The organism is Streptomyces sp. NPDC017979 (assembly GCF_044328175.1).
In the GTDB taxonomy this organism is placed as follows: domain Bacteria; phylum Actinomycetota; class Actinomycetes; order Streptomycetales; family Streptomycetaceae; genus Streptomyces.
Window position 1 is genome coordinate 1 of sequence record NZ_JBIRGU010000022.1, and the last position, 14,122, is coordinate 14,122.

At 69.9% G+C, this 14,122-nt stretch carries 16 protein-coding genes; 4 read left to right on the top strand and 12 right to left on the bottom strand.

Annotated elements, in window-relative coordinates; translation table 11 throughout:
- Nucleotides 1–345 precede the first annotated feature (345 nt).
- Entirely contained in the window at nucleotides 346–765 is a 420-nt protein-coding gene (locus ACH4E8_RS33970) for a hypothetical protein (RefSeq protein ID WP_398455473.1), read from the top strand.
- A gap of 48 nt (nucleotides 766–813) precedes the next feature.
- Here ACH4E8_RS33970 and ACH4E8_RS33975 read toward each other — a convergent pair whose 3' ends face one another.
- Nucleotides 814–1,302, bottom strand: a complete 489-nt coding sequence (locus ACH4E8_RS33975; protein ID WP_398455474.1) for a PhzA/PhzB family protein — start codon at nucleotides 1,300–1,302, stop codon at nucleotides 814–816.
- Nucleotides 1,303–1,530: 228 nt separating this feature from the next.
- On the opposite strand from ACH4E8_RS33975, the gene ACH4E8_RS33980 reads away from it, so the two are divergent.
- Nucleotides 1,531–2,580, top strand: coding sequence for a methyltransferase (locus ACH4E8_RS33980; RefSeq protein WP_398455475.1), 1,050 nt, complete (start codon nucleotides 1,531–1,533; stop codon nucleotides 2,578–2,580).
- 130 nt (nucleotides 2,581–2,710) lie between these two features.
- Here the strand turns inward: ACH4E8_RS33980 and phzG are convergent, their stop codons facing one another.
- From phzG to ACH4E8_RS33995, 3 genes are all read right to left on the bottom strand, one after another.
- Complete coding sequence (gene phzG, locus ACH4E8_RS33985) at nucleotides 2,711–3,367, bottom strand: phenazine biosynthesis FMN-dependent oxidase PhzG (RefSeq protein WP_398455476.1); 657 nt, start codon at nucleotides 3,365–3,367, stop codon at nucleotides 2,711–2,713.
- Complete coding sequence (locus ACH4E8_RS33990) at nucleotides 3,360–4,199, bottom strand: PhzF family phenazine biosynthesis isomerase (protein WP_398455477.1); 840 nt, start codon at nucleotides 4,197–4,199, stop codon at nucleotides 3,360–3,362. The genes phzG and ACH4E8_RS33990 overlap by 8 nt, the downstream gene beginning before the upstream one ends.
- Before the next feature lie 296 nt (nucleotides 4,200–4,495).
- A complete protein-coding gene (locus ACH4E8_RS33995) occupies nucleotides 4,496–4,909 on the bottom strand; it encodes a sigma factor-like helix-turn-helix DNA-binding protein (protein WP_398455479.1) in 414 nt (137 codons plus the stop codon).
- Between the two features lie 357 nt (nucleotides 4,910–5,266).
- Between ACH4E8_RS33995 and ACH4E8_RS34000 the strand changes: the two genes are divergently transcribed.
- Both ACH4E8_RS34000 and ACH4E8_RS34005 read left to right on the top strand, forming a co-directional pair.
- Nucleotides 5,267–5,755 carry a hypothetical protein gene (locus tag ACH4E8_RS34000; RefSeq protein ID WP_398455480.1) on the top strand — a complete coding sequence of 163 codons (489 nt, stop codon included), beginning with the start codon at nucleotides 5,267–5,269 and terminating at the stop codon, nucleotides 5,753–5,755.
- Nucleotides 5,752–5,934 carry a hypothetical protein gene (locus ACH4E8_RS34005; protein WP_398455481.1) on the top strand — a complete coding sequence of 61 codons (183 nt, stop codon included), beginning with the start codon at nucleotides 5,752–5,754 and terminating at the stop codon, nucleotides 5,932–5,934. The genes ACH4E8_RS34000 and ACH4E8_RS34005 overlap by 4 nt, the downstream gene beginning before the upstream one ends.
- Nucleotides 5,935–6,041: 107 nt before the next feature.
- On the opposite strand, the gene ACH4E8_RS34010 is transcribed toward ACH4E8_RS34005, so the two are convergent.
- The 8 genes from ACH4E8_RS34010 to ACH4E8_RS34045 all read right to left on the bottom strand — a co-directional run bounded on the left by ACH4E8_RS34010 (nucleotide 6,042) and on the right by ACH4E8_RS34045 (nucleotide 14,072).
- Nucleotides 6,042–7,217 carry a hydroxymethylglutaryl-CoA synthase gene (locus ACH4E8_RS34010; RefSeq protein ID WP_398455482.1) on the bottom strand — a complete coding sequence of 392 codons (1,176 nt, stop codon included), beginning with the start codon at nucleotides 7,215–7,217 and terminating at the stop codon, nucleotides 6,042–6,044.
- A 3-nt stretch (nucleotides 7,218–7,220) separates the two neighbouring features.
- Nucleotides 7,221–8,282 (bottom strand): hydroxymethylglutaryl-CoA reductase, encoded by a 1,062-nt coding sequence (locus ACH4E8_RS34015; RefSeq protein ID WP_398455484.1) that lies wholly within the window; start codon nucleotides 8,280–8,282, stop codon nucleotides 7,221–7,223.
- Nucleotides 8,279–9,370, bottom strand: a complete 1,092-nt coding sequence (fni, locus tag ACH4E8_RS34020; protein WP_398455485.1) for a type 2 isopentenyl-diphosphate Delta-isomerase — start codon at nucleotides 9,368–9,370, stop codon at nucleotides 8,279–8,281. Before fni ends, ACH4E8_RS34015 begins: the two co-directional genes overlap by 4 nt.
- Complete coding sequence (locus ACH4E8_RS34025) at nucleotides 9,367–10,422, bottom strand: phosphomevalonate kinase (RefSeq protein WP_398455486.1); 1,056 nt, start codon at nucleotides 10,420–10,422, stop codon at nucleotides 9,367–9,369. The genes fni and ACH4E8_RS34025 overlap by 4 nt, the downstream gene beginning before the upstream one ends.
- The gene (gene mvaD, locus ACH4E8_RS34030; RefSeq protein WP_398455487.1) at nucleotides 10,419–11,483 is read right to left on the bottom strand and encodes a diphosphomevalonate decarboxylase; all 1,065 of its coding nucleotides are present in this window, start codon (nucleotides 11,481–11,483) and stop codon (nucleotides 10,419–10,421) included. Before mvaD ends, ACH4E8_RS34025 begins: the two co-directional genes overlap by 4 nt.
- Nucleotides 11,473–12,480 carry a mevalonate kinase gene (gene mvk / locus ACH4E8_RS34035; protein WP_398455488.1) on the bottom strand — a complete coding sequence of 336 codons (1,008 nt, stop codon included), beginning with the start codon at nucleotides 12,478–12,480 and terminating at the stop codon, nucleotides 11,473–11,475. The genes mvaD and mvk overlap by 11 nt, the downstream gene beginning before the upstream one ends.
- Before the next feature lie 50 nt (nucleotides 12,481–12,530).
- Entirely contained in the window at nucleotides 12,531–12,755 is a 225-nt protein-coding gene (locus ACH4E8_RS34040) for a hypothetical protein (protein ID WP_398455489.1), read from the bottom strand.
- A 246-nt stretch (nucleotides 12,756–13,001) separates the two neighbouring features.
- Complete coding sequence (locus tag ACH4E8_RS34045; RefSeq protein WP_398455490.1) at nucleotides 13,002–14,072, bottom strand: methyltransferase; 1,071 nt, start codon at nucleotides 14,070–14,072, stop codon at nucleotides 13,002–13,004.
- Nucleotides 14,073–14,122: the final 50 nt, after the last annotated feature.

The following is a 14,122-nucleotide window of genomic DNA, read 5'->3' on the forward strand; positions in this document are numbered from 1 at the left end:
GACAACGAAAGCCCACTCCTCCTCTGCTCCACCCCCCACACCATCCAAAACCGCATCAAAGCCACCGACGTCAAATCCCTACTCCTACGGCTCGCGGGAATCGTCTGATCGGGCCGTCGAAGCGCATCCCGGCCCCCGCCATCAAGTGTTTGAGAAGCTCTGCCGATATTCCTCAACTGACTTTTGCCTCGAATGCACAGGGGAGTTCGCGACGGTCGACCAACCCGGCGCAAAACTGCGGAATTTCCGATTTTGCGCACGGCATTCGAGCCAATTGCCGCGTCTACGGAGATGCAGGAATTGATTCGCTCCTGGCTGCGGAGGCGTGCCAAGTTGAGGAAAGGCATGTCCAGAGCAACAAAGACGTGCGCGGAGGGCGTGCTGATCGACCTCGATGACGGCTCCGCCGTGCGGACGGTGGCCGCCGGTTGGAAGGACCGGGTGTCCACCGTCACCGGCACTCAGCTGTCGGCGGACACCTACGGCGGCGCCACCGCCCTATTCCGACGAGCAAGGCAACGGTCCGGCCCGGCGCTCGCCGCCGGGCCGGACCGTCTCCGTTCGGCTGCCAGGACCGCCGTCGGCAGCGACCAATCCGAAAGGGATCCTTGCAATCCAGGAACACTGCGCCTTCATCGGGGCGACGTCTTCGACGAGATCCCCCAGGGCTTCGACACCGTGCTCACGATGCAGCCGATCGCGTCCGCCTCGCCGGAGGAGCTGATCGAGCTGCTGACGCCGACCGTCCAGCGGTACCCGGGCTGAGGCCGTGCCGGTCGACCGGCCCCGCGGGGGCCGGTCGCGGTGCGGCGGTCAGGTGGGGATGCCCTCGCGCTTGATCTCCGGGACGGGTATGCCGAGGGCCCGCAACTGCTGGAAGGGGTTCATGAACTCGCGGTTCTGCACGATCTTGCCGTCGTCCAGCGCGAACGAGTGCAGGAAGTGGTTCTCGTAGTAGCCCTCGGGGTAGCCGGGGAAGCGGATCTTTCCGTGCCCGTCGCACTCGACCCAGAAGAAGTTCGGGTCCTGCGTCTCGAAGACCTGGATGTTGTACCACTCCCAGTCGGGGAACATGTCCAGTGACCAGACCCCGTGCGCGGCCAGTCGGTCGCGGCCCTTGATGACGATGGGCTCCCCCTTGTCGCTGGTCCACAGCCCGCCGCTGCCGTGCTCGACGAACAGTTCGTGCCGGCGCAACCGGGCCGTCCCCTTCGTGTCCGCCAGGTACTTCTCGACGGTGGCACGGTTCTTGCGCCGCAGTTCGGCGGCGTCGGTGAAGCCGTGCGTCGACTCGTCAGTCATGGTGTCCCCTCAGCAACGTGTTAGGGCCGATCGAGGTGAATCATCGTGTTCACGGCTCGGGACCGGGTCGAGCGGTGTTTGAGGGTCTGCGCGCGGCCGAGGAGCGGCGTGCTCCCGCGGTACTCAAGTCGAACGCGATGCGCCGGGACCAAGCTGGGAGGCGCACTCCGGGGTCCGTGGGCGTTGTGTGCGCCGGCCCCGTACGGCTCGGGAGAGGGGACCTTACCGATGGCAGGCGTTCGCCTGGAGGCAGCAGAAGACCCGCCGACGTCCGACACCTCGCAGGTGACGGGTGAACTGCTCGAACTCGCCCTGGGCTATGTGTACTCAGCTGCCCTGCACGCCGCCGCCCGCTTCGGCGTCGCCGACGAGTTGGCCGAAGGCCCGCGCACCGCCGGTGAGATCGCCCACGCGGTGCAGGTCGACGGTCCGCACCTGTACCGGCTGCTGCGGTTCCTCGCCACCAAGGGCGTCTTCCGCGAGGACGACGAGGGCCGCTTCCACCTCACTCCGCTGGCCGAGCCGCTGCGCACGGGCACGGAGCGGTCCTTGCGCGAGTACATCATGGTGCGCGGCGAGGCGGCCTTCTGGGAGTCGGCGGGCCGCCTCCACGACGCGGTCCGCACCGGCACCACCGCCTTCGCCGGCCTGTACGGCATTCCCTTCTACGACTACGTCGCCGACGAGCCCGAGTTCGGCAGGGCCTTCAACTCCAGCATGGCTGCGTTCTCCGAGGCGCTGAGCGACGACGTCGCGGAGGTCTGCGTCTTCCCCGGGGCCAGCAGCGTCGTGGACGTGGGCGGCGGCCGCGGCGGTCTGCTGCGCGCGGTCCTGCGGCGCAACCCCCACATGACGGGCACCCTGCTGGACCGGGAGAACGTGGTGGCGGGGCACGTGCTCGACGAACCGGACCTGACCGGGCGGTGGAGCGCCGTCGGTGGCGACTTCTTCGCCTCCGTGCCGTCCGGGGCCGACGTCTACCTCCTCAAGCACGTGCTGGCGAGCTGGCCGGACGAGCAGTGCCTCCAGATCCTGCGGACGTGCCGCGCCGCGGTGCCCGCGCACGGGCGCCTCCTCGCCGTCAACGCCATGATCCCGGCGGGCAACGAGCCCCACCCGGGCAAGACCATCGACATGCTGATGATGACGGTCCTCGACGGCCGGGGCCGCACCCGCGCGGAGTACGAGGCGCTGCTCACGGCCGCGGGGTTCACGGTCACGCGCTTCCTGGAGCCCTCGTCGCACGCGTCGGTGGTCGAGGCCGTCCCGACCCGTTGACCCCCCACAAGAAGCCCCCGTCGCCCACCTGCCAGAGGTGGGCGACGGGGGCTCTTTCCAGGTGCCCCGCCGCGACCGCCGGGGGTGCCTGACGGATCCTGCGGCGCTCGCCCGATCCGTGGGGCGGGCCCTATGGCTGGAGCCGGCTCACCTTCCAGCCGGCGTCCGCGCGGTCGTAGCGCAGTCGCTCGTGCAGTCGGTCGGTGCCGTTGGCCCAGAACTCGACGCAGGTGGGGACCAGTCGGTACGTCGCGTACGTCGCGGGGCGCGGCAGTGGCCGCTGCGGCTCGCCGAGTTCCAGCGCCTTGGCCCGTAGTTCGGCTACGTGGTCCAGGTCGGTCAAGGGCCTGCTCTGTCGGGACGCGGTGGTCATGGCGTGGGTGAAGACCGGCCGCGCGCTCCACCGGGCGTCGGTCTCGCTGTCGGACAGCCGGTGCACCGGGCCGGCGAAGGTGATCTGCTGGCTGGTCTCCCGCCAGTACAGGACGCCGGACGCCCATGGGTTCGCGGCCAGTTCGCGGCCCTTCTGGCTGTCGGCGTGGGTGGCGAAGTCGATGCCGGCGCCGGTCGCCGAGGAGAGCACCACGGTGCGCGACGAGGTGCGGCCCCGCTCGTCGGCGGTGGCCAGGGCCAGGGCGCGGGGCTCGCGCACCCCGTGGGCGGCGCCGGTCTCCAGCCACCTCGCCAGCAGCCCCATCGGCTCAGACGGCGGCGTGCGGAACTCGGGGAAGTCCACGTCGACGGCGCCGGTGAGCGACTCGGAGCGGGTTCGGGTCGGGTCAGACATGGAGGATCCCTTCGATGGTGACGACGCCGTGGCCGTGGACGTCGACGGAGTCGACCCGGTCGCCCCGCCCCTGCACGCACGCGCCCATGAGCGAGGGGCGGCCGATCTCGACGCCCTGGGTGATCTCGATGTCCTGTCCGTAGCGGGCGATGCCGTGCCGGGCGAGGTGGATCGCGATGGGCCCGGCGGCGGAGCCGGTGGCGGCGTCCTCCACGACCCCGTACGCGGGCGAGAACATGCGGTTGCGCCAGGTGCGGCCGGATCCCGCGTAGCAGTTGACCGCCATGTCGAGGAAGCGGGCCAGGGCGCGGTGGTCGGGGTCCAGCTTCGACAGGGCCTCCAGGCTCGCCAGCCCGACGAGGACGTGGCGCGGGCCGTTGCGGTAGATGTCCACCGGGAGGGTGGACGTCTCGATGCCCAGGGACTCCAGGAGTTCGTCGGCGCGGTCGAAGGGCTCCCACACGGGGACGGGCTGGCGCATGCTCGCGGCGACGACCGTGCCGGCCACGCGGTCCAGTTCGAAGGGGATCACACCCATCGCGGTCTCGATCCGCAGCCGGTGCCCGTCGGTGCGGGCGCCCAGGGCTATGGCGGTGCCGAGCAGCGGGTGACCCGCGAAGGCGAGTTCGTTGACGGGGGTGAAGATCCGCACGTGGGCGTCGTTGCCACCGTGTCGCGGCCGGAGCACGAAGGTGGACTCCGACAGGTTCATCTCCCGGGCGATGCGCTGCATCTGCTCGGCGGTGAGGTCGTCGCTGCCGAAGAAGACCGCCACCGGGTTCCCGGTGAGGGGCTGGCGCGCAAAGGCGTCGACGACTACGTACGTGTGCATTCGTTCGTTCTCCCACTGGTCGAAGTGGTGCGGGTGGATCAGTTGGCTCGGGCGGTGGGGGCAACGTGGGGACATTCCGGTCGCCACAATTGGCGCCAGGAGAAGGGAAATATCAAGCAAATAAAAGGGCATGGCAGGACCCAGCATTGCACCCATTACGCGCAATACTCGATGCCGCACCCACTATCGCGCCGAAAAGGGCGTTTTCGCAACAGAAGCCCATGGCCGCGCGATGAGGTCTCAAGCCGTATTCAACTGATGCACTGGTGGACGCCGTACCGAATTAGCGAGGCCGCTCAGGGCCGGGTAGAGTCGGGCACCGCGCGGATCGTGTGGATTCGACCGTCGACGAAGTCCAGCGCCAGGGCGCCGCGGACCTCGCCGTTGCGGTCGCGGATGACGACGCCCGGCCCGCCGTCGACCGGCCACTGCTCCAGGGACAAGCCGATGTGCAAGAGCGGGGGGACGGTCGCGGTCAGCAGTCGGGCCACGCTCGCGGCCCCGACGACGCACAGGGCCCCTTCCCCGGGCTCGTCACCACCGTCGAATCCGGGGACGGCGGCGGCGAGTCGACGGCACGCCTGCGCCGAGCATCCCAGGGCCGCCGCGATGTCCGGCAGGCGCCACGCGAACACTTCCCGCAGGACGAACACCGCGCGTTCGACGGGCGGCAAACCCTCCAGTGCCGCCCATCCCTCGGCTCCACTCACCCGGTCCTCCTCGAACGGACATCGTATCTCCCTTTAAAGGCGATGGACCGAGAATTACACGAGGCTAGATTATCGCTCTCGCCGTCCCGGTCGTACGTTGACACCCACGTTTCATCGTGGAACGCTCAAGTTCATCCATGAATGCGCATGACGAGTCAACGAAAGGCATGCGATCCGCGCTGATCGCAGGGCGATTCACCTCACGAAGGACACCCAATGGAGTTTGACATATGTCCCAGGAGTCATGATCAGGAAATTCGCTCCGCCATCGGGTCCACCCTCTGCACCCCCTGCCTCAAGCAGGTCGAACGTAATTTGCGCGCCCTTCCCGGCTTGCATCAGGAATCCTTGCAGCACATGTCGTCCACGACCAGGCGGATCAGCAATCCGACCAAAGTTTCCGGGAGTCGGGAGCGGGACCGTCTGAACGTGTCCGTGCTCGACACCCGGCACCACATCGTCGCCGTCCTCATGTCGTGGGCCGAGGTCGTCGTGGACGACCTCGGCGTTCCCGCACCGGATTCTTCGGTCACTCAGCTCGTGCGCTTCCTGACCCATCATCTGAAGTGGTTGACCGCCCAGCAGCCCGCCGATGACTTCGCGGACGAGGTCGACGGCCTGCGAACGGACCTGTTGCGCGTCATCGATCCGGAGCACGGCGGTCACCGTGCGCTCGCCGCTCCTTGCGTCGTGCCCGACTGCACCGGAGTCATCATCGCCTCGCCACAACACTTCGCAGGCGTCCAGCAGGGCAGCATCGGTTGCTCCTTCGGACACTCCTGGGAGTTGCGGGACTGGCTGGCGCTTCGACAACTCATGAACCGGCAGCGAGAGGACGTCGCGTGAGCAGACCACCACGGCACAGGCTGATTCCCACCAACGTCGCCGCCCTCGCGGCGGGCGTGTCCGAAGCCACCATCCGCAAGTGGGTGAGCCGGGGAAAGCTGACGCGCTACGGCATACCGGGCCGTTCGGAGTTCGACATACAGGAACTCACCGAGATCGCCCTGCAACGCCGGGGCTGATCGCATCGCGGGCGGGCACCCCGCCGTGGGTAGGTCCACGGCGGGGTGCGTGTGTTCGCCGCCACGGTCACACGCCACCTCGTCGGCGCTGAAGCCGTGGCAACCAACTAGCGCCTCTCGTAGATGCGCTTGTGGCCCCGTAGGGCGGCGAGCCGGAAGGAGCCCGTGGTCTGCACCGGGGTGGGGTGGTCTCCCCCGTCGGTCGGGAACGACCGCTCGTGCAATTCGCGGTAGGCGGCGTAGTCGAGCGTCCCGCGCCGGTCGATCGCCTCTCGGTGCTGTTCGGTCCGCAGGTGCTTCCGGTAGCCCGGCACGACCCTGCCGGCGAAGAACTCGGCGACGCTGCCGGAGCCGTAGCTGAAGAAGCCGACGTCCTGGTCGGTCAGGTCCTCCGGGTGGTCGAGCAGCGCGGCGAGGCCCAGGTACATCGACGCCGTGTAGCTGTTGCCGACGACCGCGTTGTAGGCCGTGGTCCGTCCGATGAGGCGCTTGACGTCGACGGCGTCCGTGTCGTACCCACAGGTGCTCAGCAGGTGGTGGTGCGCCTTGTGGGCCATCTTCGTGAACGGCTGGTGGTAGCAGAACGCGCTGAACGCGTCGAGCGCTTGCCCGCCCTGTTCCGTGTAGTCCTTCCACGTGCCCTCCACCGCTTGCAGGTACGCCGTGATGGACTCCTGTCCGTCGACGAGGGCGGATTCGCGGTAGTTGGGCCGCCAGAAGTCCATGACGTCGGCGGTGAACAGGCCCGAAGGCCCGTCGATGCGCACCAGCGCGGGGTCCTTGCCGACGAGCAGGGCGACCGCCGCCGCGCCCTGGGTGGCCTCGCCCGGGCTGTCGAGTTCGTACTTGGAGACGTCGCTCGCGATGACGAGGACCTGCTGCTCGGGGTCGCGGTGCACCAGGCCGATGGCGAACTGGAGGGCGGCCGTCGCGCCGTAGCACGCCTGCTTCAGCTCGACGACCCGGGTGTACGAGGGCATCCCGAGCAGCGAGTGGACGTACACGCCGGCCGACTTCGCCTGGTCGATGGAGGACTCCGTGGCGAACACGACCGTGCGGATGCGGTCGGTGCCGTGCCGGGCGATCAAGGGTTCGGCCGCGGCCGCGGCCAAGGTGACGACGTCCTCGTCGGCGGCGGCCACGCTCATCGAATGCTGCCCGATGCCCAGGTGGTACTTGCCGATGTCGGTGCCGTTGTGCGCGGCGAGTGCCGTGTGCGGCAGGACGAACTCGGTCGTCGCGAACGACAGGTCGTGGATTCCGATCGCGGACTGACTGGCCATGTCTCAAGCACCGACCCTTGCTGTCTGCTTGTCGCGTTCGAGGTGGAGGTGTGCGCGCATGAGTTCGCCCGGGTTCGTCTGCGCGGCCAGCAAGGAGAGCTCGCCGCACAGCACGGTGGCCGCGGCGATCACCGCGAGGCGGCGCGCGTTCTCGCCGGGCGCGCGCTCGACCCGGCAGCCGAGCCGGGACAGGTTGGTCTCGACGAAGCCGAGTCCCTTGCCGTTGCCGACGGTGCCCACGATCAGGTTGGGCAGGGTGCAGGAGAAGTACAGGTCGCCGTCGCGGTCCTCGGCCATCGTGACGCCCTGCGAGCCCTCGACGATGTTGGCGGCGTCCTGGCCCGTCGCCAGATAGAAGCCGAGCAGCATGTTCGCGAAGTGGGCGTTGGCCGAGCGGATGCCGCCGGCGAGCAGGGTCCCGAGGAGGTTCTTGCGGATGTTCAGCTCGACGACCTTCGCGGCCGACGTGTGCAGGACGCCCTCGACCACGTCGCGCGGCACGAGCAGTTCGGTGACGACGTTCTTGCCGCGGCCCAGGATGCCGTTGACGGCGGTCGCCTTCTTGTCCGTGCAGTAGTTCCCGGAGATCGATCCGTAGGAGATCCCCGGGACGGTCTGGAGCAGGTGCTTCAGCAGTGCGTCGGACGCGAGGGTCGCCATGTTGTGCCCGGAGGCGTCGCCGGTGGAGAACTCGAACCGGACGAACAGCAGGTTGGCGGCGATCTCGTGCCGGATGCCGATGAGCTCGGCGTACCGGCTGCCGGTGCGCACCACCCGGCGCAGCTCGTCGATGCGTGCCTCGATGGTCCGCGCGGCCGTGTGCGCGGTCTGTGCGTCGACCGCCTCGACGAGCACCGACCGGGTCATCCGTTCGTCGACGAGGGTGGCGACGATGCCGTCGTCGGCCAGCATCGAGACCTTCGCGCCGCGGCCCACGGAGGGCCACAGCGGAGACTCGTAGGTGGCGAGCGGGACGTGGGTCTCGGTGGTGGCGACGTTCCCCGAGATCCGCAGGGGTCCCACCCACTTCATGGGGACTCCCGCTATCGCGTGCACGTCAGTCATCGTGTGGTTCCCGTCGGCTCGTGGGGGGCGTCGACGGCGCGGGACCGCTGGGCGAGCGGACGGGTGTCGATGCCTCGGTCGGTGCAGAAGGAGCGGAGGTCGCCGTGGATCGTCAGATCGCAGCGCCTGAGCTCGGCGGGGGTGCGCGCGCCGAGCATGGTCTGGAGCGCGGCCAGTTGGTCGAGCCAGGTGGTGATCTGGGCGATCAGCGCCGATACGCCTCCGTCGAGGAGGGTGCGCAGGAATCCTCCGGACACGCCGACGCCGGATGCGCCGAGGGCGAGGGCGCGGGCGACGTCGAGCGGGTTGCGGACGCCGCCGGAGGCGAGGACGGGGATCCCGACGCCCTGGGCGTCCAGCAGGCAGGCGGCCGTGGACTGGCCGAAGCCGTGGAGGTAGGCGTAGTCGGCGAGTTCGCGTCGGCCGTTCTCGATCCGGGCGAAGTCGGTGCCGCCCCGGCCGCCGAGGTCGGCCACCTGCACGCCCAGTTCCCGCAGCATCAGGACGGTCTCCCGGCTCAGTCCGAAGCCGACCTCCTTGACGATGACGGGGACGTCGACTGCGTCCGCGATCTTCTGGATCCGGGGGACCCAGGCGGCGAAGGACCGGTCGCCCTCCGGCATCACCGTTTCCTGCACGGTGTTGACGTGGATCTGCAGGGCGTCGGCCCGCAGCAGGTCGACGGCGCGCCGGGCCTGCTCGGTGGAGGCGTTCGCGTTGACGTTCGCCAGGACGAAGCCGTCCGGGTTCCGGGTGCGCAGCACGCTGAAGGTGTCGGCGCACGAGGGATCCTTGAAGTACGCGCTCATCGATCCCGACGCGAGCGGCACCCCCGTCTCGGCGGCGGCGATGGCCAGGTCCCGGTTGATGATGCCGGTCTTCGTGCTGCCGCCGGTCATCGCGTTGACGTACAGGGGGACCTGCCATGCGATGCCGGCGAAGGTGGTGGCCAGCGAGACGTCCGACCGGTCGATGCCGGCCAGGGCGTGGTGGACGAACGAGACCTCGTCGAACTGGTTGCGTCCGCTGTGTGCGCGCTGCTGTTCGGCGGCGAGGCGGACGTGGTCATCCTTGCGTTGGCCGATCATGCCGATGATTCCTCGATTCTTTGCGTAGCGGGGCGGATCGTGAGGGGCCGCACGCCGGCCGCGGCCCACCGTTCGCGTACGTGACGGGCGTCCCGGGGTGCTTCGGCGTCCAGCAGGGCGATGCCGCAGTCGCCTCCCCCTGCCCCTGAGGGCTTGGCCGCGCCGCCGACGGATTCGGCGACGTCGCACAGCGCCGTCAGCTCGGTCGTGAAGATGCCGAGGCCGACCTGGTCGTCGAGACGGGCGAGTTGGTGTCGGGCGCGCCGGATCTGGTGCAGCAGGTGCGGCCCGTCGCCGCGTTCCAGTGCTGCGGTCGCGGCGCCCACCAGGTCGGTGGCGGCCGTCACGAACTCCCGGTGCGCGGCGCTGCAACGCCAGGTCCGTCGGTGCAGGTCGGAGACGAGGGATGTGGTGGAGGCGGGTGTTCCGGTCCAGCCGACCTCCAGGGCGAGTCCCTCGGGCGGCGGCAGTCTGCGTACGTCGAGACCGGGCCATTCGGTGCGCAGCGCTTCGCCCACGCCGTTGCGGCGGGCCAGGTCGAGGGCGAAGGCGCGGTCGGGCGACCGGTAGGCGATCCAGCCGCCCCAGGTGCTGGCGGCGAGATCGCCGCCGGAGCCGTTGGGATCGATCCGGGCGGTGGTGAGCAGGGCCAGTCGGAACAGGTGGTCGTGGGAGAGCGCGAGGCCGCAGAAGGCTGCGGCGGCGGAGATCGTGGCCACGGTCACCGCGCCGCTGGAGCCCAGGCCGAACTTGCGTCCCCTCTCGTGCAGTTGGCTGCTGATGGACAGGTGCAACGGCGGTGCGGGCAGGCCGTGTTCGGTCAGCAGACGGCCCACGGTGTCGATCGCCGCGCTCACGTGGGGCGTCCGGGTCCGCGGGCCGAGGTCGGTGGAGACGACGGTGTCGGCCCCGGTGGCTTCGGACACGGTGACCGTGACCTCCCGGTCCACGGCGACGAGGATCGCCGGGGTGCCCGGCTCCACCACGGCGTACTCGCCGGCGACGAACAGCTTGCCCGGCGCGCGCCGGACCACGGTCCTTCGGGGGGTCACCGTCCGCCCCCGTCGAGCAGTCGGGCGGCGGGGCCGGGCCCGGCCGTGTGCACGGCGGCGTCCGGGGCGGCGTTGCGGACGGCGTCGGCGACCCGTTCGGCGTCCGCGCGACGGCAGAGGACCTTCACGTTGGGGCCGGCGTCCATGGTCGCGTAGGCCGCGACGCCGTCCTGCCTGAGGTGGAGCACGGCGTCGAGTACGGACAAGGTGGCCGGCGCGAGGTAGCGCACGGCCGGGCGGGCCGCGAGCATGGTCGCGTGCATGCCGAGCGCGTTGCGTTCCGCGATCTCCCCCACCGCTTCGAGGTCGCCCCGTACGAGCGCGGCACGCATGTCGACGAGGTCGTCCGCGCTGGACCGGGTCCACGGCTCGTACAGCGGCGACGTCTCCACGGTCCGCCGCATGGCCGCCCGGCTGGACACGGCCTTGGGGCCGGCGTTGACGACGGCGATGACCAGCGCCGGGTCGAGGGCTCCGACGGGCACCTGCTCCGCGTACGAGCCGAGGTCCGCCTCCGCATCGGATGCGGCGCGCGGTCCGGCGTGCCATTGGGCGAAGCCGGCGAACAGCGAGCGGGAGGCCGATCCGGAGCCCCGACGGGCCAGGCGTGACAGTGCGGTGGCGTCGAGGTCGAGTCCGTAGGCGGTGGCGGCGGCGACGGCGAGCGCGGCGAAGCCACTGGCCGACGAGGCGAGGCCGGCCCCGGTGGGGACGGTGTTCTCACTGGTCACGACGGCCGCTCGGGCCGATCCGGCCCGCTTGCGCACCAACTCCAGGAAGGCGACGACGCGCCGCCGCGCCTCGCCCGCCGCGGGTGCCCCGTCGAGCATCACCGTGTCGGGCCCGGCTGCGGCGGCCAGGTGGACGCGGGTGGTCGTCGGGAAGACGTCCAGGGTCATCGAGAGGCTGTCGGTCCGCGGGACGACCAGCCGCTCGTCCCGTTTGCCCCAGTACTTGACCAGGGCGATGTTCGGGTGCGCAACGGCGGTGGCATGTCCCGTGGCGGGCGTGCTGCTTCGATCCGGGGCCCGGTGCGCGCTGCTCTGGTCGTCAACGCGCATGGCGGGACGGTCCTTTCAGCGGTACGGCCCAGGTCCGCGCGGCGCCGGCTGCGTGCAGCCGGCGGGTGACCTCCCGCGCCTGGCCCATCTCGGTCAGTGCGATCATGCAGCCCCCGAGTCCACCGCCGGTGATCTTGGCGCCGAGGCTGCCGGCGGCGAGCGCAGTGTCGACCAGGGTGTCGATCCGGTCGGTGCTGAGTCCGGCCGCGCGCAGCAGCTCGTGGTTGTCGGTGAGGCACGCGCCGAGCTTGCGGGGCCTGCCGGCGGCGAGGGCGCGGCGCGCCTCGTCGGTCAGGTACCAGGCGCGGCGGACGAACTCCTCCCGTGCGCCGGGCCGGCGCAGGAACTCGGTGCGCAGCAGTTCGACCGCGTCCTTGGTCCGGCCCACGTCGCCGCTGTCCGCGATGATGAACAGCCCGTCGCAGCCGACGGCCAGTTCATGTGCTTCGCCGCCCTGGAACACCAGTGGAGCGGGTGCGCCGACGGCGCGGGCATCGACGCCGCTGGCCCGGCCGTGTGCCACGTTCTCGGCCGTCTGCACCAGGTCGAACGTTTCCCCCTCCGACATCCTTCGGTCGAAGAGTTCGGCGAGGGCGAGGACGATCGCGCGGGCGCAGGCCGCACTGGATCCCAGTCCCCGGCCGGGCGGGATCGCACAGTCGACGATCACGTCGAGGCGGGGGCCGTCCGGGACGCCCAGGTACGCCTTGGCTTCGGTGACCAGTCGCCCCAGGCTGCCGGAGGCTTCGGTGACCAGTTGTCTGGAGGCGGACGCGGTCATCGTGGAGAGCACGTCGTCCTGGTCGTCCGTCGAATCGGGCGACCGCCCGGCGCTCGCCACGACCGTCAGTTGCGGGATCGGTAGGGCGAGCGCCGGGGCGCCGTACACGACCGCGTGTTCACCGAGCAGGATCGCCTTGGCGTGGGCGCTGCCGGTTCCGATGGCGCGCGTCCGGTGCTGCTGTGACGGGGCTTGGCCCAGGGTCGGTGGGGTCAACGCGCTCAGCTCCCTTGTCGCTGATGGTGTGAGGTCTCACCGCCTTCGGGTCAGACGGTCTTGCCGGTCGCCGCCAACTCGGTGCGCTGCGGTGCGCTCGGCTCGGGCCGTTTCCGGCTGCGGCTCCAGCCGCGCATCATCGGCTTCTCCACCAGGCTGTACGGCAGCCAGACGGCCGGCAGGTTCGCGGCGAACACGACGATCAGGAGGCCGAGGGCCGCGGGGGTGCCGAAGGTGCGGCCGTCGAACGGCTCGGGTCTGGCGTAGAAGATCACCAGGGCCTGGACGAGCTAGAAGGCGAAGGAGACGTTGCCCGGCCACACCGTGGTCCTGCCGGCGAGCCAGCCGCCCTCGCCCCGTAGGTCCACCGAGGCTGCGGCGCAGATGACCATGGAGACCGGGACGACGGTGGTGAGGCTGAAGCTGTACGGGGCGGGGGCGACGATCGCACCGTAGTGCCCGGCGGCGAACTGGACTCGCGGTGGGGCGGGGCGTGACGTGGTGGAGGGACGTGCCTTGGGTCAGTCGACCTTGGTGGCGCTGAGGATGGCCTGTACGGGGATGACGTCCGGCGGGATCTCCGCGGACGCCTTGGTGACCGCCTTGGTGACCTGGAACCCGCTCTCCTCCAGCCACCTCTGGTAGGTCGACAGCTTCTGCGGCCCGCCCTGTCCCATCGCGGCGCCGATGAAGAAGGCGGGGAAGAAGTCGACGTTGTAGTTGTCGGTGTCCTTGATGTTCTCCGGGTACACCGGCACCAGGATGTTGACCTGTCCCCCGACCTTCAGGGCCTTGTGGACGCCGTCGAGGATGGTGCGCACGTCGTCCTTGTCGAACATGTCCAGGAAGTGCTTGATGAGCACGGTGTCGAAGCCCTGGGGGATCTCGTCGAAGACGTCGCCGCCGATGAAGGAGCAGTGTTCCTGGACGCCGTGGGCCTTGAAGTTCGCCAGGGCTTCGCCCTCCTTCTCCGGCAGGTCGAAGGTGGTGACCTTGAGTCCGGGGGACGCCTTGTGCCGGTAGGTGTGGATCGCGCCGAGTCCGGTGTTGCCGGCGACGTCGAGGACCTGGGCGCCGGCGGGGATGTCGACGTTGGCGAAGAACCACGGGTCGATGTTCGCGGTGACGGTGTCCATCAGCTTGGACCAGGCGTCCCGCAGGTCACGGTGGTCCGCCACGGCGTCGTACAGGGTGCCGTCGACCCCGTAGAGGTGCTTCAGGCCGGCGGTGGTGCCGGTGCGCACGCTCTCGGTCAAGTAGAAGAACTGCCGCAGCGCCGTGACCTTGATCAGGTTCATGTACGCCAGTGCGCGGCGCAGATCGGATTCGGCGACGTCGGCGAGGGCGTCGAGGGCGTAGGCGCCGCTCCTCTCGTCGTGGGCGATGAAGCCTTCCTTGACCAGGAGCAGCAGGAGCTGTTCCACGGCGTCGGGCTTGGCGCCGACCGCCTTGCCGAGCTCGTTGGCGGTCAGACCGGGCGTCTTGCGCAGCAGGTCGACGATGCCCAGCTCGAAGGTGGACAACAAGGTCATGAACCGCGAGGGGCCCACCATGTACTCACGGAACCGCGCGAGGGTCGCGTCAGACGTCATTGCAAGGATCCCTTTCGAGTTGGTTGCCTGGCGGAGCCGTTCGAGGCCGC

Excerpts from the sequence above, each read along its gene's own strand:
- ACH4E8_RS33970 (WP_398455473.1), top strand. The coding sequence starts at position 346 with ATGTCCAGAGCAACAAAGACGTGCGCGGAGGGCGTGCTGATCGACCTC.
- ACH4E8_RS33975 (WP_398455474.1), bottom strand. The coding sequence starts at position 1,302 with ATGACTGACGAGTCGACGCACGGCTTCACCGACGCCGCCGAACTGCGG.
- ACH4E8_RS33980 (WP_398455475.1), top strand. The coding sequence starts at position 1,531 with ATGGCAGGCGTTCGCCTGGAGGCAGCAGAAGACCCGCCGACGTCCGAC.
- phzG (WP_398455476.1), bottom strand. The coding sequence starts at position 3,367 with ATGTCTGACCCGACCCGAACCCGCTCCGAGTCGCTCACCGGCGCCGTC.
- ACH4E8_RS33990 (WP_398455477.1), bottom strand. The coding sequence starts at position 4,199 with ATGCACACGTACGTAGTCGTCGACGCCTTTGCGCGCCAGCCCCTCACC.
- ACH4E8_RS34000 (WP_398455480.1), top strand. The coding sequence starts at position 5,267 with ATGTCGTCCACGACCAGGCGGATCAGCAATCCGACCAAAGTTTCCGGG.
- ACH4E8_RS34010 (WP_398455482.1), bottom strand. The coding sequence starts at position 7,217 with ATGGCCAGTCAGTCCGCGATCGGAATCCACGACCTGTCGTTCGCGACG.
- ACH4E8_RS34015 (WP_398455484.1), bottom strand. The coding sequence starts at position 8,282 with ATGACTGACGTGCACGCGATAGCGGGAGTCCCCATGAAGTGGGTGGGA.
- fni (WP_398455485.1), bottom strand. The coding sequence starts at position 9,370 with ATGATCGGCCAACGCAAGGATGACCACGTCCGCCTCGCCGCCGAACAG.
- mvaD (WP_398455487.1), bottom strand. The coding sequence starts at position 11,483 with ATGCGCGTTGACGACCAGAGCAGCGCGCACCGGGCCCCGGATCGAAGC.
- ACH4E8_RS34045 (WP_398455490.1), bottom strand. The coding sequence starts at position 14,072 with ATGACGTCTGACGCGACCCTCGCGCGGTTCCGTGAGTACATGGTGGGC.